Raw genomic sequence first — 23,026 nt, 5'->3', positions numbered from 1 at the left:
TCGCGGGTCAATCTTGCCCGCCGTCAGGCAGAAACTCCACTTATCGCGCTGTTCAGATTTGCGGGACCAGCTCAATCCTCGGAACGCGGCCAGCTTCATTCAGCCAGTTGCTTGTGAGAGGCCCCCGCCAGCACGTCATCGATGGCTTCCTATGAGCTGAGCAAGTCCTCGCCAGTAGCATCGCGCTGGCCTTGCGCAGCCCCGGGCGCCTCCGGGGACGCCGGCGTCATACAGCGCTGTGAAGTCGCGATCGAAGCGATGATCCGGGGACGTCGACGCGACCTACGCGGCATCGGCACCACGCAGAAAATGCTCGGGGCGGGGCGCCTGATGTCGGAACCGGGTTGCGTCATTCGTCTTGAATCGGTGCAACACCGGAGTATCGCGTTCATGGCTCCCCGCGCCAATTGGAAAGGCTTCCTGCGTCTATCGCTCGTCACCTGCCCCGTGGCGCTCTATCCGGCCACATCCGAAAGCGAAAAGATCTCATTCAACCAGCTCAACCGGCAAACCGGCCATCGCGTCAAATACCTGAAAGTGGACGCGGACACCGGTGACGAGGTGCCAAATGAGGACATCGTCAAAGGCTACGAGCTCGAGAAGGGCCAGTACATCGAAGTCTCGAAGGAGGAGCTCGAGGAGATTGCGCTGGAATCGACACGAACCATCGAGATCGACGAGTTCGTCGATAGGTCGGACATCGACCCGCGATATCTGATCCGTCCCTATTACATTCGTCCCGACGGCAAGGTCGGGCACGATGCCTTTGCAGTAATCCGCGAGACCATCCGCGAGATGAACAAGGTCGCGATCGGGCGGGTCGTGCTGACCAACCGCGAGCACATCATCGCGCTCGAGCCAATGGATAAAGGCTTGGTCGGGACGCTGCTGCGCTACCCTTACGAAGTGCGCAGCGAGAAGGAATATTTCGACGAGATCCAGGATGTGAAGGTCACCAAGGACATGCTGGATCTAGCCAGGCACATCGTCAACCAAAAGGCGGGGCGGTTTGAGTCGGAAAAATTCGAAGATCACTACGAGACCGCGCTGATCGACCTCATCAACCAGAAGCGCGCCGGCAAGGTAATTCGGCCAAAGGAGCGGCCGACAGGCGAGAACCTGGTCGACCTAATGGAGGCGCTGCGGCAGAGCGTCGGTCGGGAGGCTGCGCCAGCGAAGGAGAAGGCCGCCAAGAAGCCGAAGAAGGCCTCAGCTGGTCAGAAAGAGATGCTGATGCCCATTGCCGGCAAGAAGCCCGCCAAGGAAGCGACGGCGAAGAAGCCAACAGCAGGGGCGCGACGGAAGTCGGCTTGAACGTGAAGCATCCGGCGACCCTCGATGGCCGGTACTTCGTCGTGCGCGGACGCCTCTGGCGCATGGCCGATCCGCGCCTTGGCGAGCAGAAGAAGTCGGGCTGGTCAAGCGCCTCGTGGCGCGAGGCGGGTCCGCGATGCCAAGGCGAGTAAGGATCCGGAAGCGGAAGCAGCGGCGCATGGCGCGGTCGACGAGGCGAAGGGAGCCATCGGGCGCCTATGGGTACCCGAGGCGGAGCTCACTGGCGCAAACGCAGAAGCTTCGCATACATCAGGCAAATCCACGGCTCCGGCAAGCAGGGTCAGTCGTCATTCAACCGGGTCACCGGACTATTGTTCTTAACTGATCACCCTCACGAACATCTGACAGTGTCAGGGGCCCTGGTGCTGAAGGCGCGTCGCCTTGCACCGGACCATCCTTGGGCTGATTTCACGTTGGCTATGCTTGGAGTTTTCCAAGCCTGCGACCACCTCAGTGTCAAACTCGTTGTTGCTCAAGATCGCGTTCGGCGATTTGGGGCTGATCGTCCGGTGACACACCGGCAGTTCTAATCCAAACCGACTTGGGGAAACGTGGACGGCGCAACCATCCGGTCAGACGGCCGGTTAGGGGCTTCTCCACATAGAAATACACCAGGGCGCCAACACCCACCAAGATCGGGGGAACGATGAGGGCCCTAATCAGTGTCGGGACCAGTCGATCACTATAGGGCACGTCGAGCCAGGCCAGAGCCATGTGGCCTAAGTCTTGATGCAGAAGGTAAAGCGGATAACTGACAAGTCCAACGAATGCCAAGGGATTCAAGAAACGCGGTGCCTTGCATTGCGCAGCGACGAACACGGCTGCGATGGAAAACGCAAGCATCGCGAACCGCGAAGTCTCGATCGGCACTGATGGCTGTTGATACGAGAGGAGCAAATGACCGGCCTCTAGGAAGAGGGCAACCGCCGTTCCAAAGAGCGCCTGCATGCGGTGTCCGGCGGCATACGAAGCCACGCTAAGACCAGCGATAAAGAAGGCAAAAAAATCGTTCGAGTAAGGGTTCTTGGGGCTCGATAGCGCAAACCTGATCAAACACCAGATACAGATTGCAGGAAGTAAGTATTTTCGCAGACCAACCGCGATGAGCAAGGCGCAGAGCAAATAGAACTGGAACTCGATGTCCAAGCTCCAGAACGCGCCATCTGGATAAATGAGATTGATCTTAAGTATGTGCAGCGTCGGCAAGGCGAACAAAGTATAGAAGGCATGAAACCAGGTAGGGATACGATTGGCTTCAATAAATTGCGGAAATAGATGCTTGATTGCCGTAATAAGGAGCGTCGCAAAGATGAGGGCGGGCAGCAGGCGCCCGAGCCGCTTGGCGTAAAAATCCCAAGCCGATTTCGAAGAGCTTGCGCTGAACGAAATGCAGTAGCCGCTCACAGCGAAAAAGAGGAGAACTCCATAGGTTCCCTTCGAAAAGATCGAGAGGGGCACGAAATGATACGCTACCACCCATAGGATAGCGATCGCTCGGAGGCAGTCGATCCCGATTGACCGATCGTTCTGCAAAGTCCCCACCTTCCCAATTGGTGTGAGCAGAGGCTAACGAGATCCTCGACTCTTAGCTGTATCTGGAAGGCCACACACCGGGCCCAAGTTGAGCGAGCCTGGCCGAGCACATCTGGCAAAGACCTAAGCACCAACAGGCTTAAGGGGGGCGGCCATCCCGTCTGATCGCCGACTCTAGTGATCGCAGACATGCGAGCTGATCAGCCCCATCCCGCCGCCAGCCAGCGGGCTGACATTGCCACGGCTTCCGCCCGTCTAAGTCGCTGGTTTCCCCGCTCATTGAGGCAGCCCACTGGTCCCCGATGCCCCTGCGAGAATATCTGAAAGCGTGTCGCTGAAGGCCGGAGCTACTCACCAGCAACAACTAAAAGCCCCGGACGACGCCGGGGCTTCAAGCTGTCGATTTTGAGCAGGTCGAGTAGATCAGTAAGTCGAGACCGCCGGGCCGCCGAAGCGATAGCTGACACCCGCACGCACGGTGTGGAACACGGGATCATGTTCGTACGAGAAGCCAGGGAACGAGACGGTCGAGTTGTTCCGGAAGGTGCCAAAATCGGTGTAGCGATACTCAACACGGGCCGACCAGTTGGGCGTGAAGCCGTATTCCCAACCTGCGCCGACGGTCCAGCCGGTGCGGGTGGTGGAGACGGTCTCAAACAGAGCGTTCGCGAGCACGTAGGTGTGGTCCATATCTGCCCAGGCAACACCGCCGGTCACGTAAAGCAGCGAATTGTTGAAAGCTACACCGAGGCGACCGCGGATAGAGGCCTGAGCATCGATCCGGAAATCGGTGCCGTTGAGGTTTGCCAAGCGATAACCACCGTTGACGTCGGCGGCTTCGAGGTCGCCCTCGAGACCGAATACGAATTGGCCAGCCTGCCAGTTGTAGCCAATGTGACCACCGCCAACGACGCCATCAGCATTGAAGCCCTGGACGAAGCCGGTGGGGGTGCCTGTTGCGGTGAAAAACTCACGGGTGCTGTTGTCACCCCAGGCGTAACCGACCTGCGCACCGATATAGAAGCCGGTCCAATTGTAGATGGCGGCGACAGGCGCGGGTGCCTTCGTGTAGGGCCGGGCGGCCAGATCGGCCGCTGAGGCGCCGGCGGTGCCGAGGACGAGGGCAGCAGCGGCGATGACGAGCTTTTTCATTATCTTCCCCAATTTTCAGACGCGGAATGTTTGAGCAATTGATGATGCAACATAACGCAGGACTCGCGCTAAGCGTGTCACCCCTACGCCACAGTGGCGACCTATTTGTCCCGGTTCATGGGGGCGGCTTCGGGCTACGCAACAAGCGCAGTGACTCCGCCTCCCGTTCTCATCAATGGACCATAGTTTTCCACCGGGAAAGCCGGGTTCAATCGCGGTCGAATACCTTCCTTTCCGAAAGTTCAGTTTGAGAGAAATCTCAAGGGGTTGCGCCTGCTTTGGCGATGAAGTCGGGCAAGTGCTCGATTTCTAGTGAGGGGGTCTTACCGGGTCGCAACGCAGTCGCAGCGGGCGCGGCTGCGTCGTAGTATCATGATCCGCCTATGCGCCAGAGGCGGAAACTGTCTCGTCCCTCTCGCTCAACGTCTGCATCGGTTCTGAACAAGGCGTCCCAAATAAAAACGCCGCCGGACTCGAAATTCAGCAATCGGCGGCACTACTACGAACTTGTAATCCCCAACAATCCATACCGAGCAAGCCCAATGCCGACCGACCGCGAAAGTAACCTTTGCCGGCGGAGCTTGATTCATAATGCTGGAAGCCCTTCTCCTATTGCTGGGAATTGGGGCCGCAACCCATTTGCCGATCGCCTTCTGGGGACTGCATCATCTCGTATGACTGCGCCTCGGGGGCCTAGCGCCTCAAGCGCCGCCGGGTCACGCGGCGGGCTTGCTGCACGCGACTGTGATGACGGTTGAGAAACGCCGTGTGAAGTAGTTCACAAGCGGGAGCTATCTCTGCCCGTAGCATGGGCGCTTCCACTGGAGGGAAGCGCAATGAGGTGGAACTTGGCAACCTATCGAACGCTCGCGCTGACCGCCGCTGTTCTAGTGGCGGCTGGTACTACTATGGCCATCGGTACTCCTCGTGGAGTCCATGAACCAATGTTGGGATCCGATTGGCAATGCAGCCGGACCATGCTGCTCGTGACCACGTGCGCACTGAAGCATTGAGCGGAATAGCCGCAGACGCGCGCTCGGCAAAGCTAGCGGGCGCTCGTTCACACATCTCGGCCCTAATGAATGTCGGCCTAATAATCGGTTAAGGAAGAACTCATAGCATGTTCCGCCGTTGACCTGCATCCCGTCACCGCATGACGAGGTGGGTCCAGAACGGGGCCGATACCATGGCGGACCTCAGCGAAAAACTGGACAAGCTCCGTGCCGATGCCGCGGATTTGGCCCTTATGAGCAGGCGAACGAGCGACCCGCAAAAGCGCGCACTTTTCGAACGCTTGGCGGATGAGCTCGCCATAGAGGCTCTCGAACTCGAGCAGGTGGTGAAGCTGCAAAGCCGGCGCTCCGGTCACAGCGACTTGGATAAAGTCGTCCCCCTCCAGGCGCGTCCAGAGCGGCGCTGACACAATCCCGCTCCCCCTTGTGGGCCACCGCCTCAACTCGCGGCCTCTCGTCCACAGCTGGCGAGCCTTCATGCCTCATGGTCTGTCCGGTCTGGTCTACAGTCCAAACTCCTCCGGTTCCCAGGCCAGCGGGTTTTCCAATGGATTAGCCGTCCTGACAGGTAATGCCGAGGCTGTCGCAGGTGAGTGCGAATAGCTCTTTTGACTTAGAATCTTCAAAGCAGAACCTGGTGCCAATCTCCGCCCGGTCGGTCCACCAGCCGGCATTAGCTCCCTTGGCGATGCGGGCAGCTTCGCCTCGTAACAGGTCCAGTCGTTTCCCGGCGGCGCGGACAATCAGGCAATTCTCCTTGGGCATAAACGTTCTCCGACGGCAATTTGGATTCCGCATGATGCAGAAAAAGGTAGAACTTGCGGCGAGGGGAACTAAGCTTGTTGGTGATTAAGAGCAGCCGGCCTGCACAAGGTCGCACCGATGTTCTCGCTGCAATCCGCGCATGGTCAACACACCGGGTGAAAAGATCTAAGTGAAATATACAGCCAGCCCCGGTGAAATGATCCTATCGCGACATTTCTGGCTCGCAATATGATCCGTTTCACAATCGGCCGCACCATGCATCAAGGGCCGCCGCCGATGGTTTGCTGGAAGACTACGGTCAGAAGCTTCGAGAATTCAGGCTTTCGATCGCCAGTGTGACTAGCCCGCTACATCAACCTGAGCACCAACACAGGTTACGTTTTTGAGACAGGTGGGCGTTCGTGCCATTTTGCGCAACCAACACTACCATGCTGAAAGCGACCCGGCACGCAACTGCCGAAGAGCAGAGAGATATCACGACCTGTTTCGGCATGTGGCCTCCTGACCCACAGCCGCCTCTAGTTTCACTGACGCACGAGCTTGGATCGCATGCCGATCAGCATTGTGTAGGCAAGTCGTCGCCAAATCAGGTTCATCAGGACTAGCATGGTGGCATCCCCGCGTCTGATGTCGTCAACCTACAACCTTGCCTGTTTCCGGATGACTTCGCCCAGGGCATTAAATGGTTTCGTGCATCGGCGGTGGCCGCGCCAGCCGCTGGCAACGCCGACGGCTGGCTTGGGCGCGCGCCGGCTTTTCCGCCCGCTCGGCTGCCCGGCGACGATCCAAGCATCAGTCCGCCCAGTGTTCCTTTCTCGGCGTCGCGCGCATGCTCCAGAATCCGCCTTGCAATTGTGCCCGTCCACGAGGCGCCGGAAGGGATCCGCGAAACCGTCGCTCCAATAGTGTGCCGGTCCTTCAGTTTGATCCAGTGCTTCTTCCAGTTGCCCCCTGCGAGGCCGATCGGTCGTCCGGCCGGCGAGCCAAGAGGCCCAGGTTGTTTCCCGGAGAACGTAGGATTTCCAACAACCGATAGGTAAAGTCCAAAATTAAATAGAATTAAATATAGACAAAATCCAAGGTCTGATTTAATTTGGGAAAACCTTGACGCCGGACGAACGCGAAACTCTCCGAGAAACGGCCCCGGCATCTTGCCCCTGCTTACGCCTCATGTAGGGGCCGTTTCTTCGGGGAATGGGATGCGAACCATGCAGTTCCTGTCCCTAGGTGACGTGTTTGTTGTCTCCGCGATGACAGTAGCAATCATGCGGGTTGAGATCGCACTTTTCATCATTGTGGGCTTGATCTGAGCCAATGAAGCACGATAACGGGAAATCACGGCCGTCGCGTCCGAGGGCCATGCTCGGGGCGAAAACACCAAACCGAGCCTCGTGTTTGGGCTGCACTAGCCGCACGCAGGCGACAGCGACTTGGATTGCGAGCGGGGCAGGTCCGCGGCAGCTGAGTTCGACATTCTGTCCGACGCTTTTAAACGACAACGATCTCGGCGCAGGACCGCTCGAGCCATTTCCCGATGGATGGTGGGCGTCACCCTAGAAGCGAACAGTAGACCTACTGTCAAAAGCGACCGGACCCGACACGCCTGAAAATGCCTTCAGAGTCGTAGATTCGTGGGCTCACGCCTATCTGGATTTTGGCACCGCGTACTCTTTTGAGGGTATGCTTGCGATGAATCAATAGAATGCGACGGCGATGCGCTTCTCGTGGCGCCAGACCACTGCACAGCGGCGTGGGCTCCCGTCGGGACTGACAGTCAGCGCGAATTCATCAGGAAGTGTTTCGTCTGCAGCAACATCGAGAGCGGCGCCGTACGCTGAAATGCTTCGAATGGTGCACACTGTTTTGGACCGGCCAAAGCTGATGGAGCCCAACGTTACAGCGCGAGGCGAGCGAGGATTCTCGAACATATTGTTCTCCTGCTATTTTGAGACAACGCACGCAAATCGATCCCAATAACTATTCCTTGGCGCCGCAGCGCGCGCCTTTCAAGGCCGCCAAAGACGCCGACTCAGATTCTCCGGCTTGCCTCAACCCATTGGGTGAGCCATCACAACCGCTGCTCCCGGGCACCTTCCGAATTGGTAAGTCGAGGCCAAATCTCTACCGTCCTCTCCAGGCTTCGCTGAGCTCGTTTAATACCTTTGATAAGTTTGATTTAATACGTCTGCATATTAAATCATGGAATTAAATAGTTAAATCACTATTCGGGGAGGATCGGCGAGCCCGGGGAGACCATTCGCAATCATCGCGGATGTGCGGACCCCGATTCAAGACGGTTCTCCGGTGGTACTGTTCGGCGCAATCGATTTCGCATGGTCTTTGCTCCTCACCCGCGAAGACGCCGTGCCAGCGCGTCGTCACAGCACCTCTCCGGGACCAAGGTGAGGCCCGGTGTGCCTAGGAGCCCGGGCCTCATAACCTCTTCAGCAGCCTGACAACAGGTTGTTCGGCTACACGCAGGCTGCAGCCTCAGTCTCCATCGGGCTAGCCTGACCCCTTGGGGCTGGAGGGGACAGTGCGGGGGCCAAGCGGACCGACGGCTGGCGCGTGAGGACGCGCCATGCAATTCGAAACTAGTCCCGGTCAAGGACATCGCTGTGTTCACTTGTGACCAAGGACAGGTATTTGTAATGTTCCGGCGCGGGAACATAGGGTGGGATGTAGGTCAGGCCGGTCTGGAGAAACTACGGCGAGACGCTGCCGATCCGGCACGCCCGAGCCGCAACATGCGCCGCCAACTTGGCTCTAAGCGTCATCTCGCACGGGCATCGAACGCCTATCTCCCGCATGCGTTCATTCAAGCTTTGTCTGCCGACCAAGGGCACCACCGGGTAAAGGTAAAAAACCGTAATCATCCAGCGATGGAGCGGGAGCTATGATCGGCAGAGCGGCAGGTCCGATCTGCCACTAACAGCGGACCTCAACGGCCGATTGGACCACTTCGCCTTCGGGCCAACAGCCGACTCCGGATGAAAGGGAGCGCCAACGGGAGCCTTACTTTCCACCCTTTGAGGAGCCGCAAACTTGTCAGGCGGGATACGAACCGGCGTGAACTTTGTATCGGTTCGCTGGGCGCACTTACAATTAGGGCAGACGAAAGATGGGCGATTGTCGGTTTCCGGAGGTTCTCGCACCAGCCGCATAGCCTAGGCACCAAACCGTGCTTTGCCGCCGTCGCTTGTGAAGGCTCGTCTCGATCTCGCCCGCCGGCTAAGGGTGCATCAAGGGAAGCGCCACGCGGAGCGTCCCGTATGAAGCGGCGGAGCCCGGAGTGCCTAGGAGTCCGCGCTCCGCAACGGTAACACCATCGGGTTGCGCGGTCATGCCGCTCGTGCGCGATCAACTCTGCGCCCATCAGTTTCTCGTTGAGCCATCTAAATCGACGCGCCCGAAACAGCGCGTTTCCCGCAGGACTGCTCGACTCTCGGCAATTTTGAGGATCAGCTTGCCATCTCTGAAGTCCTCTCTCGACGAGCTCCAGGCGCTCACTGATCCGCCACTTCAACACTCCGGGCAGGTATCGCCGATCGAACCGAGCACGTCTTGTATCTCGGCAATGGCCTGATCCGGAGATGAGCCGTCAGGCGGCTCTTGCCTGGCGATCTCCAAGGCCCGCTCGCGCGCGTGCGGGTCGGCCCGGTCCTTCGCCCAGCCGTGCTCCTCGCATTCGTGAATAGCGCCGGCTTCCTGGAGCACACTGAGTGCCCATCCGCGCAACGTTCGGATCGCCGGCGGTCTTTCCTTCGTCATCAGCATCGAGATCACTCCTGCCGGACGAATCCTTCCGCCCGCCTGCTCGTTCCGGGCGGTTAGCACGGAGCAGAGATTCCGAAATGCAGAGGCTCCGGCTTGTCCACCTGTTCCGAGGCCTGTGCAGAACTCTAGGCGGCAGCCGCCGGGTCTTCCTTGACGCCGCGAGCGACGATACGGAGCATCCCGTCCGGAAGCGGCCGTTGCAGCTTGAGGGCTTCCTCGACGGGCCCGGCCATCCAGGTTTCGACCTCGTCGGGCGTCGTCAGGATCACCGGCATCGCCTTCGGGTGGATCGCGCCCACTTCGGCGTTCGCCTCCGTCGTCAGGAATGCGTAGAGGTCGTTGGTGGTCTCGCCTTCCTTTACCTTTCGAACCGACGTCCAGTTGGTCCAGATGCCAGCGAAACAGGCGAGGGGACGAGTCTCGTCGAGCGCGAACCAGATGTCTCCGCCTTCGCCCTTGTTGAACTCACTAAACGAGTTGAACGGCACCACGCAGCGATTCTCGACGCCGAGCCAGCGCGTCCAGTGCTTCGACTTCACGTTGCGGATGTTGGTCGTTCCGGAGTCTGGCTCCATCCGGAGCAATTCCTTGAAGTCGACTGTCTTGCCTTTGGCTTGCAGCCTCTCGGCGCGCTTCTTGGTAGCTTCCATCAGGGCCTTCGACGACGACGGCATGCCCCAGCGCGCGGTGGCGAGCTCACGACCTTCGGCTCCTGTCCGAACGATAGGCGCTTTGTAGTCCGGGAAGACACCCGGCATCGGCGCCAGGTTGCCCACGTACCGGTTGACGACGCGGAATAGCGCGCTGATCGCGGCCTGGTTGGTCGTTATCGAATAGAGATTGCACATTGGTCTCCCCTAGCGATTCGCAGCCCGACCTAACGCTCCTCAGTCGGGTGTACCCATTTATAGGGGGTGATCTGCCTTGTCTCAGTCAGCTTGATCATGCGAGCAGGCGGCGCGTATCGGGGCGTGCGACATGATCGGCACTTAAGAGAAGCTTCCAGCTTCCAGAGCGGGGTTTCCCGAGGGCGGCGGATAGCGTCGAGCGGCAGGCTCGCGCGCGTCTTACAGCGGGCGCACTCGACTTCCAGCCAGGCGAGACCGCCATTCAGGCATTGGCCGATCGTGGGTGAGGGCTGGGCAGGGGCACCGTAGCCCTCCATGCGGACCGACCAGGCTTCTGCCTCCGCCCGATCCGCCTCGCGAACGGCCTGCTCCGCACGCTCGCGAGCTCCTTCGGCTTGGATCTTTGCGCCCATGATCCGACCGCCCCAGATGACCTCTCGCGACTTCGTGCCCATGCGAGATAGATTCCGGCGAACGGAGCAGGAGGCAAGCCGCTAGCCCTAGAGGCCTCCTGCGACACCGCTCCAAAGGATTGGTCAAGATGCAGGTTGCCCCAAACGAACCAAATTTCGAAATACCGAAATTTCTGTTGCTCCGTCGGGCAAAACAGTGGTTCATAGGGCGCTGACTTCAATCAAGAGGATCAGCGCAGATGACCGACGAAACCGAGACATGTTCCGAGCTGTCGAAGATTGCAAAGCTCAACGGGGACTTCCGGAGAAACTACGGCACGTTACTTGGCGCGTTCCTGTATCTGCGGTCAATCAGCGCCGCCCGCGGGCGCTCATGGTTTTGGGCTGGGCTGGCTTCGCTCCTTGGCTCGGCTGCGCTAGGATGGTTAGGCAAGGACGGTCTATTCGCGCTCTGGTGAAGTTCAGAGCGCCACACCCATGCAGCACACCATCGAGCGACGTAGCGGAGCCGCGGAATGGCCAACGCCCTGATCATTCGCCCTGGGTCCGATCTGCTCTCGCAGACAAATGGAGGGCGTGCCGCACAATACGTGCGGATGTCGACCGACCACCAGCGTTACTCGACACAAATGCAGGCTGCTGCGATTGCGGTCTATGCCGCGCAGCATGACTTGGTGATTGTTCGTACCTATGCCGATGAAGGCAGGAGCGGCCTTCAAATCAAGCGGCGAGAGGGGCTGATGGAGTTAATTGAAGATGTTCGCAGCGGTCGAGCGGACTTCGACCACATCCTGGTCTATGACGTGAGCCGCTGGGGTCGATTTCAAGACATTGATGAAAGCGCCTATTATGAGTTCATCTGCCGCCAAGCCGGCATAAAGGTCTGTTACTGCGCCGAGGAGTTCGACAACGACGGCAGCGTCATCGCGAGCATCGTCAAGAATCTCAAACGAGTGATGGCGGCCGAATATTCAAGAGAGCTCTCGGTGAAAGTCCATGCTGGCGCATGTCGTGTCGCCAGCCTCGGATTCAAACAGGGCGGCCCCGCGGGGTATGGCCTCCAACGAGAGCTAATCGATGAAAGCGGGTGTTCAAGGGGCATCTTGCTTAAGGGCCAACGCAAGCATCTGCAGACCGACCGAGTGTTGATCCGGCCCGGGGCAGAGAACGAGCAGCGCATGGTTGCCCGGATCTTTCGAGAGTTTGTAGTTCATCGCAGATCCCAAGGCTCCATTGTCCGCTGGCTAAACAATGAGGAAGTTCCCAACCATAGAGGGACGCCTTGGTCATATGCCATGGTCCGCCAAGTTTTGAGCAACGAGGCCTACATTGGTAATAGCGTCTATAATCGGTCCTCGTGCCGGCTGAAGCAACCGAGGAAGCAGAATCCGCCGGAGCTGTGGATCCGGGCTGGAGGTCTTTTCGAGCCGGTCGTTGATAAGAGCATCTTCCTCAAGGCCCAGAGCCTATTGAAGGAAAAGCAAGTCAGGTGGTCGAATGAGCTGCTCCTGAAAAAGCTGCGACAGACCCTCTCGGTGAATGGAAAGCTGAGCGCCTCGATTCTCTCTACTACGGAGAACATGCCGAGCGCCGCCCTTTACGCGTACCGGTTCGGCAGCTTGAGGGAGGCCTTTCGCCGCGTCGGCTATGTCGATCCCGAGCGGAGTTATGACTACGCCGATGCGCGGAAGCAGTCGGAAGCCGAACTATCGAGGCAGGTAGAAACCCTGGTCACCCAGATCAGGGCGTGGGGAGTTACCGCGGTCTTTGATGCGCAAACTGCTGTGATGACGGTTGCCAGCAAGCTGGCCATATCGGTGCGGAGCGCGCGTTACTACGTCGGAAGATGCCACGCGCCCTGTTGGTTGGTCCACCGCCGCACCATCGAGCCAGCCGAACTCATTCTTGCGCTGCGATTGGACAAGGAGACAAACAGGGAGGTTGTTGACTACTTCCTTATACCTATCAACGAAATGGCAAAACACGCAATCGCTCTCACGGCGACGTCACGCTCTCGTTTTGCGGTCTATCGCTGCCCGACTATGAACGATGTACTGCGGGCTATGATGGAGAAAGTTGCGACAGCTATAAGTCAGATTTCATGAGTTGTCGGGGAAGCACGAGCACTACGTTGATTTGTCGATCAAGGATCTTCGAGGCGACGATGGAGATGTGAAGCGCGAACTCGTCTTCCATTTCTGCAGCGGAATCCTCATCACGAGCATAGACATAGAGGATATCACCATCAACCTCATCGAACCGGACAGCAGCGAAGAGTCGATCAAACCGATCCGCGCCGACGATTAGCGCCATTCGACCCGCTATCGCTTGATCTTGCACGTTCGTTAGGATCATTGCCTTGGCCTAAGGCCCTCCACTAGCATTCGTACTAAGGCCTCGGGTCAGGAGATATTGGCTCCGCCCTCCAGGAGAAGGGGCCATCCAAGCCGCCCGATTCGATTCCGCCGCCCTCATATTGTCCTTACGGTACTGCCGTTCGCCGATCGAAAATGTAGGGTCGGTATCACCCGTCGTCCACTCCCTTCAGGGGAAGGACTGGTGGTATTGCGACTTTTGGCCTGGCGAACATTCGACGCCTAGGAGATGGTTGAGAACGCTCTCTACTCCTTCAACGAAGCCGCAGCACTCGTCATAGGTCGATGTCCTTATCTTGTAATTTCCGTCGAAAAGGCTGATGTGGATCCCAATGTCCTGTCGACCTGTTGCGATGAAGCCAACGACCTTGTTGTTTGCAGCGGCATCGAACACCTCCCGGTCGTTATAGGAGCGAGCATCGAACCATTTGAACACCAGCTTCATAGGGCACCTGCGCGGGTTGAACGTCGGCTGGAATAATAGAGCCTCCCTAAGGCTGGTCCACTCCCTTCAAGTCAGCGGTAAACGGGTCGGGCCAGACTGCCAGCTAAGGACGAGACATACATTGTCATCGGAACTAAGTCATGGCCGTGAAGCTGAGGCAGGCCTGTTCTCTTGTGGGTTAGCCCGCGCAGCCGCTCCTAGGCGATTGCCAATGTGGGGATGACATACCCCAGTCGGTATATGAGGTTCGACCCTTCCATATCATAGCTAAAAGACCGCGCTTAGGTTAGCCTACTAGAGAAAGTCGTAAGCGAGGAAAGGATACGCCATGAGTCGCCTTCTTGCGCTTTTCTTTGCAAGCCTCGCCCTCCTCCCCGGAGCAGCTCGGGCCGACTATCCGTCAAAAGCAATTTCACTCATCGTGCCCTACGCGGCCGGCGGATCGAACGACACCTTGTCGCGCATCCTGGCCGAGCACATGTCTAGGACGCTCGGCCGGCCCATAATCGTCGACAACGAGCCCGGTGCGGCAGGCACAACGGCCACGACGCGCGCTGCCCGGGCGGCGTCGGATGGGTATACGATCATCATGGGCAACATGGGGACGCACGGCGCCGCGCCCGCACAATATCCCGACCTAAAATACGATCCAATCAATGACTTCGCGCCCGTCGGTCTCGCCGCCGAAGTACCTGCTGTCATCGTAACGCGAAAAGACTTCCCAGCGAACGGCCTCGCCGAGTTCATCGCCTATGTCAGGGCGAACAGCAATAAGGTCAATGAAGCGCATGTCGGCGTCGGAGCTCCTACCCATCTCTTCTGCACGCTGCTGCAATCAATCCTTGGTATTCAAACGGGGCGCGTCCCTTATCGCGGCGGCGCACCGGCGATGAACGACCTGATGAGCGGCCAAGTGGATTTCAGCTGTATTTCGCTCAGTGGCGCCATCTCCCAGATTCAGAGCGGAGCCCTGAAAGCAATCGCCATCGCAAGTCCGCACCGCGCTGACGTCATCCCTAACATTCCGACGACCGTGGAAAGCGGTCTCCCCCAATTCGTCGTCTCGACCTGGAATGCGATCTTCGCCCCCAAGAATTTGGCGCCTGAAATACAATCCAAGCTAAGCCACGCCTTGAACAAAGCACTGGACGACGGAGCGACGCGTAAGCGACTTGTCGAGATCGGATTTGTCATCCCCGATGCCGCGCGGCGGACACCAGAGGCTCTCCGCGAATTGGTCGCAAGCGAGGTACCTCGCTGGGGCAAGGTCGTGACCTCATCCCCAGGCAATAATTAGATGGGCATCATCGGAGCCTTGAGGGCCAACGTCTGCTAAGGGGTCAAAAGCAGACCATCGGTCCACTCCCTTTCAGGGTGGCGCTCCCGCCGCTTAATTAGAGGCAGCCAACTGGCCTTTATTTCACGGGTGAGCAAATTTGAACATCCAGAACTCTCGGATGGCGCCACACACGAATTATGGCTTCAAAAGTGAAACCGCTTAGTCCGGAAGAGTTTGCCTCGCTGCTTACGGTCGCGAACACGTCGGTGCTCGGCCCCCCGGCAATGATCCCTAGCGTGCATAGCAAGCGGCTGATCAAAATGGGTTACATGGTCGATCTGTTCGGCAGGCTGCGAATGACTACTCCGGGCCGAGCGCGGATTCATGCAGAGCAACTCGCGGGTAGCTAGGTGGCCGTATCGTCTTCCGCTGGCTCAGGCCTGTGCTTTGACCTGCTGGAGACGGGCTGTCAGTTCCTCCTTGATGGACGCCAGTTCTGCCCTTGCAAGGAAAAGCTGTTCGCGCCGAAGCTCAAGAAGGCGGCGAAGCTCACGGGCTCGCTCGCGAAACTTGCGACTTTCTCCGTGGGCTGCTTGGGCCCTGACGATTGGGTCGACGGAAGCCATAGAAGATGCAATCAAGTTCGGCGCCGAACGTTCCTCGACAAAATCGGACGCTTAGGCGCAGGCCGTCCTCATCCCATCAGGGGGGACGGCCGCGGACTAACAATTCGCTCCCTTTAGGTCAGTGGCCGGTGTGGCGAGGTGGCGGGTCAAACCGCTCAATCTAATGATTGCCTTGCCATAGCTCTACGGCCTGACCGTCAACAAGCTGCTTGGCGCGCTCCCTTGCAGCGTCCTCATCTGCGCAGATTAGGTCGATCCTCGAGATAACATGGCCATTCTTGTCGACGATGTATGCTCTGTATTCTTGCACCTTGTGCTCTACTGCTGTCCGCCGTCCCGATGGCCATTTTAGAACGCCTCAAAATCGTGTGTCTAGCCTCGCGCCCGCTTCCCTTCAGGGGGAGCCAGTTTGTATCATCGATCGTCTGCCGCCGGCATTTACCTTGTTTTGAGATTTCGCCGCGCGTCTGTGCCGTTCTGAATCAACCGAGCTGCTGGCACGCACATCGCCATTGACCCACTGATTCCACGCCGTTTCCCTCCTCGCCAAAGAGGGAAACGGCGTAAAGTTGCGCAAGCTGGTCGCGTTGTACCAGGAGGAGCCGTTGTCGCGCTGGCAAGGCCTGCGCTACGCGACGCAAGCCAATCATCGCAACCTGCTGGGCCAGATCGAGCGGCGCTACGTGGCGCAGGCCGCCGCCGTCACGAAAATACGCATTTTGAATGCCCCCGTCGAAAGGCGCTATGCAAGCGCAACCGAATGAGCGAGAGCAATAGATACTTCGCCGAACTGATAAAAATACGGATGAAGTGGGGACCCTTGATCGGTGACCGGCAGCCTCGTGGTACGCCGTTTCGGGTTAATGGGGTCCCTGGTTGTTCTCAGTCAGGCGGACCTTCTCTCTCAACCTCTCCAGGTCCTCCATTGCTTTAAGCAATCTCACCAGATCAGAGACCATGTGTGCCAGAGTGGGCTTGCGCGGCTTTGGGACTCGAGATTTCTGTTTCATCGCGAAACGGCTCCCTGCCAGGACCGACGGAAGTAAGCGTAGATCGGCAAGGTCCGTGCCAGCGAATGCAACCAGTCACGCCAAAGAGCGCGGGGGGCCGTCGGGGTCACCGTGTCGGCAGCCGGTCAACCATATTTGCCAAGACCTTCGGCGGTAGCCCAATCCCCGAGAGCTTCCAGGTCGTCCCGTCGAGATGCATGCTGACTCTACCTGCGTCCTGACTGTCGCCAAGCCGCAACGCAAACTCGACAGGCTTCACCAGGGTGATCCGTCCGGCGAAAACGAAGATGTTTGAGACGTCGAGCTCGGCCAACGACGACATCGTTCCGAAATTGATGTTCTCCGCGCCGTTGCGAACAGTGCCGCTCTTCAATAGGGCGGACAGATTTTCCGGCGTCATGAGCTTGATCGCGAGGTCATTGGCGATCGTTGTTCCGATCGCGCTTATCGCCATTCGCTCTAACGGGCGCATCGGCCGCTTTTGGCCGAGTCGATCGAGATACGCGGACACAACCTGGTCGACGAGGGAGTGGCGGACGCGAGGCAAATCCGTTCGTGCCATGACCTGAGCAGCATCGCTGCTCCGAACGGCCGAAACTAGATCCAACGCGGAAACGAAAGCCGACCCGGCATACACCGCAAGGCAGAGCAGGAGGACCGCAACGATGCCGACGAGCCACTTCATGCTACCTTTCCCCGTCGCACTCACATGGGGCCGAACGCGCTGACGATACCAATCGTGATTGGCACCAGTGCCACGACCGTCCACAAGGCGGGAGAACTGGAGGATAGGCCGGCGACGAATATCCAGACGCCGAAAGCCACAATGGCCGCCGAGATCGCGTAGGCGACTGCTTTTTCCATCGTTCGATCCACTGAGCAACACAGGATCGATTGCGCCTGTAGGACTCCCAAGTAACGTAAACGTTCCTATGGGCCGCAGCGCCCGCGACGGGATCGAGTTCAAACCCGAATTGCGTGACGTGGAGTGCGCCTTTTTCGTAAGCATCCGGTGAGGACCGCGTAGCGGTCCTCACCGGATGCTTACGATCGGACGGTCGACGAGTTGGAAGCGCTCGGGGAGCGACGGTTGCAGCGGGCGGGCAGTGCTGCGGGATAACGTCGGAGAGGCGCCGACACCATCCGGCAAGCTGGGTCTGTCTGAGTACGGCAAGCAGGTATTCACATTCGTCTGGCAGATCCTCACGCTTGGTCCGTCAAACCTGATGCGGGCTCGGCTCACGCGTCGGCAGAATGGTCGCCTCGGGGAGTTCCAGGCGAAGGACCACGCCACCGAGCCTTCATGGATCAGGTTCGGGCGGCAGAACGGGGCGGCTGACCCTCGGGCTGCAGCCCAGCGACGAAAAGACTCGTGCACCTTCAGGTAGATGGGTACGATCCCTCCGTTTTGAGGAGGGGCTATGAACTACGAGTTCGAGGAGATTATCATCCGCTACGACGGATTGGATGCTTCGCAGCACATGGTTGAGCTGGGGGCATTGGGTCAGTCGATCCAGGGAGCCTCCCGGCTGCTAGGCAGTGCAGGATCAATTGTCGTCACTGGACAGTTTACCAAACAGAGCAATGCGCTTGCTGTCAGAGTGCTGGCAGGGCAGCCGCGCGCACATTGCTGGGAATTGCCGGCAATCATAGTCACGTTGACGCCAGCCGTTGCACCTATGCTTCCTACCATTCGCGAGGCAGCAAAAACGGCAGCCACTAAGGCGGTTACTGGCATCGTGAACTACGCAGTTTCTAAGCTTAGCGGTAAAAAGTCGGAGACGCAGATGGCTCAAGAAATCGCTGTGAAGGCCTTAGAAGAGATGGGGCATACGTCGCGCACTGCTATTGAGGCAATGGAACGACTGGCTTTAGCCCAGCGACCGGCGGTCAAACTCTTCGTCGCACCAATCGGACAAAGTTGCGAGGTGGCGCGGATCGGCCGAGAAGACTATGGTGCTGTTCCTATTGATCCGGCAATGAGGCAACTGATTGATACTTCCGAACCACCCCTGATAACCGATACGGCAGACTACGAAATATTGATATCCGAGTTGGATCTCAGGAATAAATCCTGCAAATTTTCATTGCGCAACCAAGACAATCCCGATGACCGATTTAGCGGGGAGATAACGGACCCAATAACTCAGACCCCTCAAAACCCTTATTCAGAAGCGCTAAACAAGCAGCGTTGGCTTCGAGTAAAGGCGAAAGCCCAATTCAGAAACGGGGAAATGGAAAAGCTATTCATTTCGGACGTGACGCAGGCGTTACTGCCGTCCGATGGATGATGGCCTAGCGCAAGCTCACATGTCAGTGGATTGACATTGCTCGCCCTTGCGCCGTCGCGACTCAAGCGCGCCCTCCGCCGGTCGCGCGCCATTGAATGTTTAGGATTTCATCCTACCTGTTCAGGATCCCCGTAGCTCAATCAGAGCGGCGGCCCAAGGAACGGCCATTTGGTGTGTGGCACCTACTTCTTGAGGTCGACGATGACGGACCGAAGCCGTCCGGGGTCTCTCAGAAGAGCCACCGATAGACAGCCAGCCTGCCAGCAGCACGGCGGCGATCACGATTTCGATTGGCCGGGGGCGATGCACTTATCTTTCTCGCTCGTAGCCGTACGCCACAGCTCCCCCTGTCAGAATGCAGAGACCTAGCGTGACGGCGAAATGATTGATCTCGTTATCCACGAAGGATCGCATCCCCAGGTAGTAGAATATCCCTTCGGGAACATCCGTCCCGAAAAGAGCGATGATGGCTCCAACCCACATGGATATCTTGGCGCCGAGCATATCGTTCCTCGCCCCAAAGTTTGGCGCTGTGCGACCGCTCTCGCGCCAATTGGCCTTTATAGAACGATGGGGCCGGCGGGTCGGAGCGGCAGTTATTGCCGGTGCCGCTTCAATCTAGGTGGGTACAGATCCCTGTAAGGACATCGTCATTCTCCGCAATCGTAAAGTCCTTCGACGTGCTCGTGTCAAACTCCCTGATAACCAACAGCCTCACTTGGACAAAACCGCCGGACACGTAGATGGCTTTAAACGATTGTTCTCTTGAGCCGGCGTCCAAAACTTTTACCGTTTCCCAGAGGGCCGACGAGAATGTGCCGAGCATTCGACCGTTTGCACGATCGACAACGAATTCCTTGTTCACAAAGCTGCTAAGAAGTTGGTGAGGGACAAGCTTGCCGTCTTTGAGAGCGTAGGCATTTTTGACTGTGCACTTGTAGGCCGCTGAGCTTCGTGCGCTCGCCTCCAGCGTCTGCAAGAGGACCACTGCTAGTATGGCGGCCGTCATTTGGTTCCATCTCATTTCTTTGCCTTCAGTCCGATTTCGACGAGACGGCGGATCGCTTCGGAGCGGGTTGTACCTTCAGATGTGGAGTACGCTTCAATCGCTTCAATCATCTGTTCAGGGAGCCTGATATGGACGCCCGGATCCCGGCCGCCGCTTGGTGGGCGGCCGCGCCTTTTTGGTGCTACCTTAATTGACTTTTTCATGATTGTGGTGCTACCATAAAAGCAGCCCGACGGGAAGGTGATAGCTCCCGCGTCGGGCCTAACCTCAACCACGAAGGGTATCCAATGATCGGGCTGATGCGTGCATAGCACGCCACCCTAAACGCGCCTGTAAGTTCGCTGAGCGGGCTGGCTATCCAAAGAGGGAGCGGGAAACGTCGCTCCAGCGTCTCCGGACTCAGGAAAGAGGCACGGGCAGAAATTGCCAAGCTCATCGACTTCCTGGACGCTTCCGACCCCTACGTCATGACGGAGCGAGAGGACGAGGCCGACGGATCTAGCATCGCCGGACCCCCGCACCAGCGGTGATTACCTCGGCAGATCACCTTGGATCTCGCGGAGCTTAGATCCGAGCCGGTTTCAAGGCGAGGGTGCCGAAGCCGACGGCAGGGACGACGAGCCGTCCCTCGAGTTTCTCGAGCGAACCGACCAGGACGGCAGCCTCACAATGGGGTTTGGCAACGACCTCGAGGATGAGCACGATGGCACGGAGCCGGGCGAGGATGAGGAGCCTTCCCTTGGTTGGACAAGCAGCGGCGCGCTGGGCGGGGTGAATGACCGAGAGTGGGACGTGTGCGACCGGGAGGACAACGAACCGTTGTTCGCCGAATGCTCGGGACCCGTAGCATGAACGAAACCCCAGCATACGACCTAGCCTGTGAGATCGCGGATTTTGCTGATCTGTTGGCTGGTCCCGACGCCGCTGGCGCAACCGATGGAACCGCCTCGTGGCGCTTGAGATCGGTGCAAGGGTTGATCGGATCAAGGAGGCCGATAAGTGAGACTGATCCGGGCCCTGTGGGCGCTCCAACGGCTCAGATGGGCGCGATGGCGCGTCATGCGACGATATCGACGTCTGATGCTCTGAAGAACCTTCTGGACTTGCAGGGCCGGCGGGTCCACCTAACACTACTTTTTCGGCGGAGGTCGAACGCCGGGATGTCGGAGTACCTTCTTCGTTTTTTGAGCTGTCTTGCCTACGGCCGACTTGGCCTTCTTGGCCTTCTTAGCTTTTTTTGCCATTCCACCCCTCACTGATCCATATGGCCGCCCCTCGCCACCAGAATTTGTGGTCACTCTCGGGACAGTAATTATACCCGTTTCTTGCGATGAAGTTCTTGAGCAGCCTGTGGGATAGGGGGACCCACAGTCGGTTGTTAGCGCGATCCACCGGTTCAAAATAAGTCGCGTCTACGGCCGCGTTATAGGCAAGAGCGTCCAGCGCTCGCATCGGCATAGGCTCGTCCGCAGCGATCGTCTGTAGCTTCGATTTCCACTTTTGGCCGTCGAGCGCAGAATCCAACTCCAAATCAGCCAGCAACTCGTGATATTTGCGCTGGAGGAATTCGTGCGTACGAGCCTTGTAGCCAAAGTCGAATGTCAGCTGCGCTGTTGCCACGATCAGCACTGCAAACTCTAGCCAAGTTTCATCTATCTCAAAAAGCTTTGAAGCCTTTCCAGCAACCGCGGCACCGAGAACGATGACCAAGAAGTTCAATAAACGGTTCAAACCATCATAGAAATTCTTGCGGGCGGTATGATAGATCGCGTTGCGAAGTGCATCGAACTTCGCTTCGAAGTGCGAGTCAGCCATAGCTAATCGCCCAACTCACTTTTTGGGCGGCGGCGAAGGTGGTGGCGGGGCTGGACGAACCGGCGGCTGATTACTTGGATTGGGTCGACTGGGGGCCGGAGCCACCCCAGCGTGCCTTGTTTCGTTGTCGCTCATCTCGTTTGCTCAGTAACGCGGCGTCCGATGACCGGTGGCGCCAGTGTAGGGATTCACGTTGCCGCTCGTGCCGAAGTTATCGCGCTGGGTCCCATTCGGATTAGTTGCAGAGTACGGCGCGACGTAGGTGCCGTTGCTGCGCGTATACCCCGATGAGGTATGCGTGCTTGGGTTCGAACCCGTTCCGCTGAGATATTGAGCGTTCGCGGCGGTCCCGGCGAATGTCAACGCGATGGCTAGAGCAATCGTCTTCATTTTCAGCCCCTCCCCAAAAGGTTTTAAGAATCATCCGATGCAACCACGGTTGATCTGATGAGTCGAGTCAGAAGAATGGCTATGAGGCAATCATACCCGCCCACATGGTCCGCCGGCTCACGATGGTGGGCCACAATCTCGCTTTTGCACAACAGACCTCCGTAGTTCTCCTGACAGAACAGGTCGTGAAGACAATTGACCGCGCTTTGTTCTTTCTGTGTGTATTCATAGGCGGCACGCCCAGTAAGGTCCGCGTCAGTTGGCGGCCTCTTTCGCGGTCGCAAGCCGCGGGTTGCCTCGCTCGAAGTCGGGTTGCACGTCGGCGCCACGGCTACCGCACCCCTGATACACGAACTGTGGCTCGACAACAGACAGCCGCACGTCATCGGCCCAATGATCGGCATCCAAAGGAGCGTGTCGGCCGCAGTGGCAGTAGACCAGAACGCCGCGAACACCCATGCCACACGTCTCGCCGAAGGTGATCTTCAGCGGCCTGCCGTCGGCGTGGATGGGCGTGTGGTGTTTGGGGCGAGGCATGCCGCCATCAAAGCGGCATCCTAAGCACCTCGCAAATTATCGATTCCTGGTGGTTCGGAACGAGCGTGAGCTACTGCCAGTCTTGGGCGTAGATAACGGGTGCGTCCCCATCAGTGGTCAATTCGAACCTTGATAGAACTCTGTTTCTGTGCAGGTCGACGCAGGCTGTGAGGCCCTTCTATGCGACTAGCCACAGCGGCATTGGTCTACTTGGAAAATGGCTGGCCTCATGCAATTGCTCTTGGTTAGATTCAGGCCGAGATAAACAGGTGACCTTTGGATGTCTTGGGTATTAGTATTATTTCTCTACAGCGTTGATCCAGTTCCGCGACTGATAACCGCGACGACCATTGCTAGTTACGGCTCGGTGGACGAATGCGATGCGATCGCTAAAGATTTGGTGGAAAATCACC

Annotated in this window: 23 protein-coding genes; 8 read left to right on the top strand and 15 right to left on the bottom strand. The window is 58.1% G+C overall.

All coding sequences use genetic code 11. The annotated features are described in order from the left end of the window. Nucleotides 1-390: 390 nt before the first annotated feature. Entirely contained in the window at nt 391-1,314 is a 924-nt protein-coding gene (gene ku, locus D6B98_RS15260; protein ID WP_126257795.1) for a non-homologous end joining protein Ku, read from the top strand. Next, on the top strand, nt 1,311-1,466 hold the full coding sequence (locus D6B98_RS39880; protein ID WP_164718619.1) for a hypothetical protein: 156 nt from the start codon (nt 1,311-1,313) through the stop codon (nt 1,464-1,466). The genes ku and D6B98_RS39880 overlap by 4 nt, the downstream gene beginning before the upstream one ends. A gap of 325 nt (nt 1,467-1,791) precedes the next feature. Here D6B98_RS39880 and D6B98_RS15255 read toward each other — a convergent pair whose 3' ends face one another. Further along, nucleotides 1,792-2,877, bottom strand: coding sequence for an acyltransferase family protein (locus D6B98_RS15255; protein WP_283810155.1), 1,086 nt, complete (start codon nt 2,875-2,877; stop codon nt 1,792-1,794). A 414-nt stretch (nt 2,878-3,291) separates the two neighbouring features. After that, nucleotides 3,292-4,020, bottom strand: a complete 729-nt coding sequence (locus D6B98_RS15250; RefSeq protein ID WP_126257793.1) for an outer membrane protein — start codon at nt 4,018-4,020, stop codon at nt 3,292-3,294. 1,186 nt (nt 4,021-5,206) lie between these two features. Here D6B98_RS15250 and D6B98_RS15245 point away from each other — a divergent pair. Continuing rightward, nucleotides 5,207-5,440, top strand: coding sequence for a hypothetical protein (locus tag D6B98_RS15245; RefSeq protein ID WP_126257792.1), 234 nt, complete (start codon nt 5,207-5,209; stop codon nt 5,438-5,440). Between the two features lie 145 nt (nt 5,441-5,585). On the opposite strand, the gene D6B98_RS15240 is transcribed toward D6B98_RS15245, so the two are convergent. The 4 genes from D6B98_RS15240 to D6B98_RS40845 form a co-directional block, all read right to left on the bottom strand. After that, nucleotides 5,586-5,798: a hypothetical protein gene (locus tag D6B98_RS15240; protein WP_018319114.1), complete on the bottom strand. Its 213-nt coding sequence runs from the start codon at nt 5,796-5,798 to the stop codon at nt 5,586-5,588. A gap of 3,522 nt (nt 5,799-9,320) precedes the next feature. Continuing rightward, a complete protein-coding gene (locus tag D6B98_RS15230) occupies nt 9,321-9,575 on the bottom strand; it encodes a hypothetical protein (RefSeq protein WP_126257790.1) in 255 nt (84 codons plus the stop codon). A 125-nt stretch (nt 9,576-9,700) separates the two neighbouring features. Further along, a complete protein-coding gene (locus tag D6B98_RS15225) occupies nt 9,701-10,423 on the bottom strand; it encodes an SOS response-associated peptidase (protein ID WP_126257789.1) in 723 nt (240 codons plus the stop codon). A gap of 29 nt (nt 10,424-10,452) precedes the next feature. Continuing rightward, nucleotides 10,453-10,878, bottom strand: coding sequence for a hypothetical protein (locus D6B98_RS40845; protein WP_126257788.1), 426 nt, complete (start codon nt 10,876-10,878; stop codon nt 10,453-10,455). 197 nt (nt 10,879-11,075) lie between these two features. Between D6B98_RS40845 and D6B98_RS15215 the strand changes: the two genes are divergently transcribed. Both D6B98_RS15215 and D6B98_RS15210 read left to right on the top strand, forming a co-directional pair. Continuing rightward, entirely contained in the window at nt 11,076-11,294 is a 219-nt protein-coding gene (locus tag D6B98_RS15215) for a hypothetical protein (protein WP_126257787.1), read from the top strand. Nucleotides 11,295-11,351: 57 nt separating this feature from the next. Beyond that, nucleotides 11,352-12,941 carry a recombinase family protein gene (locus D6B98_RS15210; RefSeq protein WP_126257786.1) on the top strand — a complete coding sequence of 530 codons (1,590 nt, stop codon included), beginning with the start codon at nt 11,352-11,354 and terminating at the stop codon, nt 12,939-12,941. On the opposite strand, the gene D6B98_RS15205 is transcribed toward D6B98_RS15210, so the two are convergent. Both D6B98_RS15205 and D6B98_RS15200 read right to left on the bottom strand, forming a co-directional pair. Further along, entirely contained in the window at nt 12,922-13,149 is a 228-nt protein-coding gene (locus tag D6B98_RS15205) for a hypothetical protein (RefSeq protein ID WP_349644815.1), read from the bottom strand. The genes D6B98_RS15210 and D6B98_RS15205 overlap by 20 nt on opposite strands. Before the next feature lie 231 nt (nt 13,150-13,380). After that, nucleotides 13,381-13,656 carry a hypothetical protein gene (locus D6B98_RS15200; protein WP_126257784.1) on the bottom strand — a complete coding sequence of 92 codons (276 nt, stop codon included), beginning with the start codon at nt 13,654-13,656 and terminating at the stop codon, nt 13,381-13,383. A 328-nt stretch (nt 13,657-13,984) separates the two neighbouring features. On the opposite strand from D6B98_RS15200, the gene D6B98_RS15195 reads away from it, so the two are divergent. Together D6B98_RS15195 and D6B98_RS15185 are read left to right on the top strand one after the other, a co-directional pair. Further along, entirely contained in the window at nt 13,985-14,953 is a 969-nt protein-coding gene (locus D6B98_RS15195) for a tripartite tricarboxylate transporter substrate-binding protein (RefSeq protein WP_126257783.1), read from the top strand. Nucleotides 14,954-16,130: 1,177 nt separating this feature from the next. Then, nucleotides 16,131-16,325: a hypothetical protein gene (locus D6B98_RS15185; protein ID WP_126257781.1), complete on the top strand. Its 195-nt coding sequence runs from the start codon at nt 16,131-16,133 to the stop codon at nt 16,323-16,325. A 352-nt stretch (nt 16,326-16,677) separates the two neighbouring features. Here the strand turns inward: D6B98_RS15185 and D6B98_RS15180 are convergent, their stop codons facing one another. Both D6B98_RS15180 and D6B98_RS39875 read right to left on the bottom strand, forming a co-directional pair. Beyond that, nucleotides 16,678-17,256, bottom strand: coding sequence for a DUF2939 domain-containing protein (locus D6B98_RS15180; RefSeq protein WP_126257780.1), 579 nt, complete (start codon nt 17,254-17,256; stop codon nt 16,678-16,680). 20 nt (nt 17,257-17,276) lie between these two features. Continuing rightward, complete coding sequence (locus D6B98_RS39875) at nt 17,277-17,435, bottom strand: hypothetical protein (protein ID WP_164718617.1); 159 nt, start codon at nt 17,433-17,435, stop codon at nt 17,277-17,279. Between the two features lie 557 nt (nt 17,436-17,992). Between D6B98_RS39875 and D6B98_RS15175 the strand changes: the two genes are divergently transcribed. After that, complete coding sequence (locus tag D6B98_RS15175) at nt 17,993-18,862, top strand: DUF7946 domain-containing protein (RefSeq protein ID WP_126257779.1); 870 nt, start codon at nt 17,993-17,995, stop codon at nt 18,860-18,862. A 613-nt stretch (nt 18,863-19,475) separates the two neighbouring features. Here the strand turns inward: D6B98_RS15175 and D6B98_RS15170 are convergent. From D6B98_RS15170 to D6B98_RS15150, 5 genes are all read right to left on the bottom strand, one after another. Further along, a complete protein-coding gene (locus D6B98_RS15170) occupies nt 19,476-19,871 on the bottom strand; it encodes a hypothetical protein (RefSeq protein WP_126257778.1) in 396 nt (131 codons plus the stop codon). Nucleotides 19,872-19,882: 11 nt separating this feature from the next. Further along, nucleotides 19,883-20,074, bottom strand: coding sequence for a ribbon-helix-helix protein, CopG family (locus tag D6B98_RS15165; RefSeq protein WP_126257777.1), 192 nt, complete (start codon nt 20,072-20,074; stop codon nt 19,883-19,885). A gap of 1,024 nt (nt 20,075-21,098) precedes the next feature. Next, on the bottom strand, nt 21,099-21,686 hold the full coding sequence (locus D6B98_RS15160; RefSeq protein WP_126257776.1) for a hypothetical protein: 588 nt from the start codon (nt 21,684-21,686) through the stop codon (nt 21,099-21,101). A 144-nt stretch (nt 21,687-21,830) separates the two neighbouring features. Beyond that, nucleotides 21,831-22,076: a hypothetical protein gene (locus tag D6B98_RS15155; protein WP_126257775.1), complete on the bottom strand. Its 246-nt coding sequence runs from the start codon at nt 22,074-22,076 to the stop codon at nt 21,831-21,833. Nucleotides 22,077-22,331: 255 nt separating this feature from the next. Next, nucleotides 22,332-22,613, bottom strand: a complete 282-nt coding sequence (locus tag D6B98_RS15150) for a hypothetical protein (protein ID WP_126257774.1) — start codon at nt 22,611-22,613, stop codon at nt 22,332-22,334. Nucleotides 22,614-23,026 lie beyond the last annotated feature (413 nt).

Origin of the sequence: Bradyrhizobium sp. LVM 105 (assembly GCF_003957705.1) — a bacterium.
In the GTDB taxonomy this organism is placed as follows: domain Bacteria; phylum Pseudomonadota; class Alphaproteobacteria; order Rhizobiales; family Xanthobacteraceae; genus Bradyrhizobium; species Bradyrhizobium frederickii.
Note: the sequence above shows the minus strand (reverse complement) of the source record. Positions and strands in the feature narration are given on the sequence as shown.

Excerpts from the sequence above, each read along its gene's own strand:
- D6B98_RS15175 (WP_126257779.1), top strand. The coding sequence starts at position 17,993 with ATGAACTACGAGTTCGAGGAGATTATCATCCGCTACGACGGATTGGAT.
- D6B98_RS15215 (WP_126257787.1), top strand. The coding sequence starts at position 11,076 with ATGACCGACGAAACCGAGACATGTTCCGAGCTGTCGAAGATTGCAAAG.
- D6B98_RS15200 (WP_126257784.1), bottom strand. The coding sequence starts at position 13,656 with ATGAAGCTGGTGTTCAAATGGTTCGATGCTCGCTCCTATAACGACCGG.
- D6B98_RS15195 (WP_126257783.1), top strand. The coding sequence starts at position 13,985 with ATGAGTCGCCTTCTTGCGCTTTTCTTTGCAAGCCTCGCCCTCCTCCCC.
- D6B98_RS15180 (WP_126257780.1), bottom strand. The coding sequence starts at position 17,256 with ATGAAGTGGCTCGTCGGCATCGTTGCGGTCCTCCTGCTCTGCCTTGCG.
- D6B98_RS15225 (WP_126257789.1), bottom strand. The coding sequence starts at position 10,423 with ATGTGCAATCTCTATTCGATAACGACCAACCAGGCCGCGATCAGCGCG.
- ku (WP_126257795.1), top strand. The coding sequence starts at position 391 with ATGGCTCCCCGCGCCAATTGGAAAGGCTTCCTGCGTCTATCGCTCGTC.
- D6B98_RS15205 (WP_349644815.1), bottom strand. The coding sequence starts at position 13,149 with ATGGCGCTAATCGTCGGCGCGGATCGGTTTGATCGACTCTTCGCTGCT.
- D6B98_RS15245 (WP_126257792.1), top strand. The coding sequence starts at position 5,207 with ATGGCGGACCTCAGCGAAAAACTGGACAAGCTCCGTGCCGATGCCGCG.
- D6B98_RS40845 (WP_126257788.1), bottom strand. The coding sequence starts at position 10,878 with ATGGGCACGAAGTCGCGAGAGGTCATCTGGGGCGGTCGGATCATGGGC.
- D6B98_RS39875 (WP_164718617.1), bottom strand. The coding sequence starts at position 17,435 with ATGGAAAAAGCAGTCGCCTACGCGATCTCGGCGGCCATTGTGGCTTTC.
- D6B98_RS15250 (WP_126257793.1), bottom strand. The coding sequence starts at position 4,020 with ATGAAAAAGCTCGTCATCGCCGCTGCTGCCCTCGTCCTCGGCACCGCC.
- D6B98_RS15230 (WP_126257790.1), bottom strand. The coding sequence starts at position 9,575 with ATGCTGATGACGAAGGAAAGACCGCCGGCGATCCGAACGTTGCGCGGA.
- D6B98_RS15150 (WP_126257774.1), bottom strand. The coding sequence starts at position 22,613 with ATGCCTCGCCCCAAACACCACACGCCCATCCACGCCGACGGCAGGCCG.
- D6B98_RS15240 (WP_018319114.1), bottom strand. The coding sequence starts at position 5,798 with ATGCCCAAGGAGAATTGCCTGATTGTCCGCGCCGCCGGGAAACGACTG.
- D6B98_RS15170 (WP_126257778.1), bottom strand. The coding sequence starts at position 19,871 with ATGACGGCCGCCATACTAGCAGTGGTCCTCTTGCAGACGCTGGAGGCG.
- D6B98_RS15210 (WP_126257786.1), top strand. The coding sequence starts at position 11,352 with ATGGCCAACGCCCTGATCATTCGCCCTGGGTCCGATCTGCTCTCGCAG.
- D6B98_RS15155 (WP_126257775.1), bottom strand. The coding sequence starts at position 22,076 with ATGAAGACGATTGCTCTAGCCATCGCGTTGACATTCGCCGGGACCGCC.
- D6B98_RS15160 (WP_126257776.1), bottom strand. The coding sequence starts at position 21,686 with ATGGCTGACTCGCACTTCGAAGCGAAGTTCGATGCACTTCGCAACGCG.
- D6B98_RS15165 (WP_126257777.1), bottom strand. The coding sequence starts at position 20,074 with ATGAAAAAGTCAATTAAGGTAGCACCAAAAAGGCGCGGCCGCCCACCA.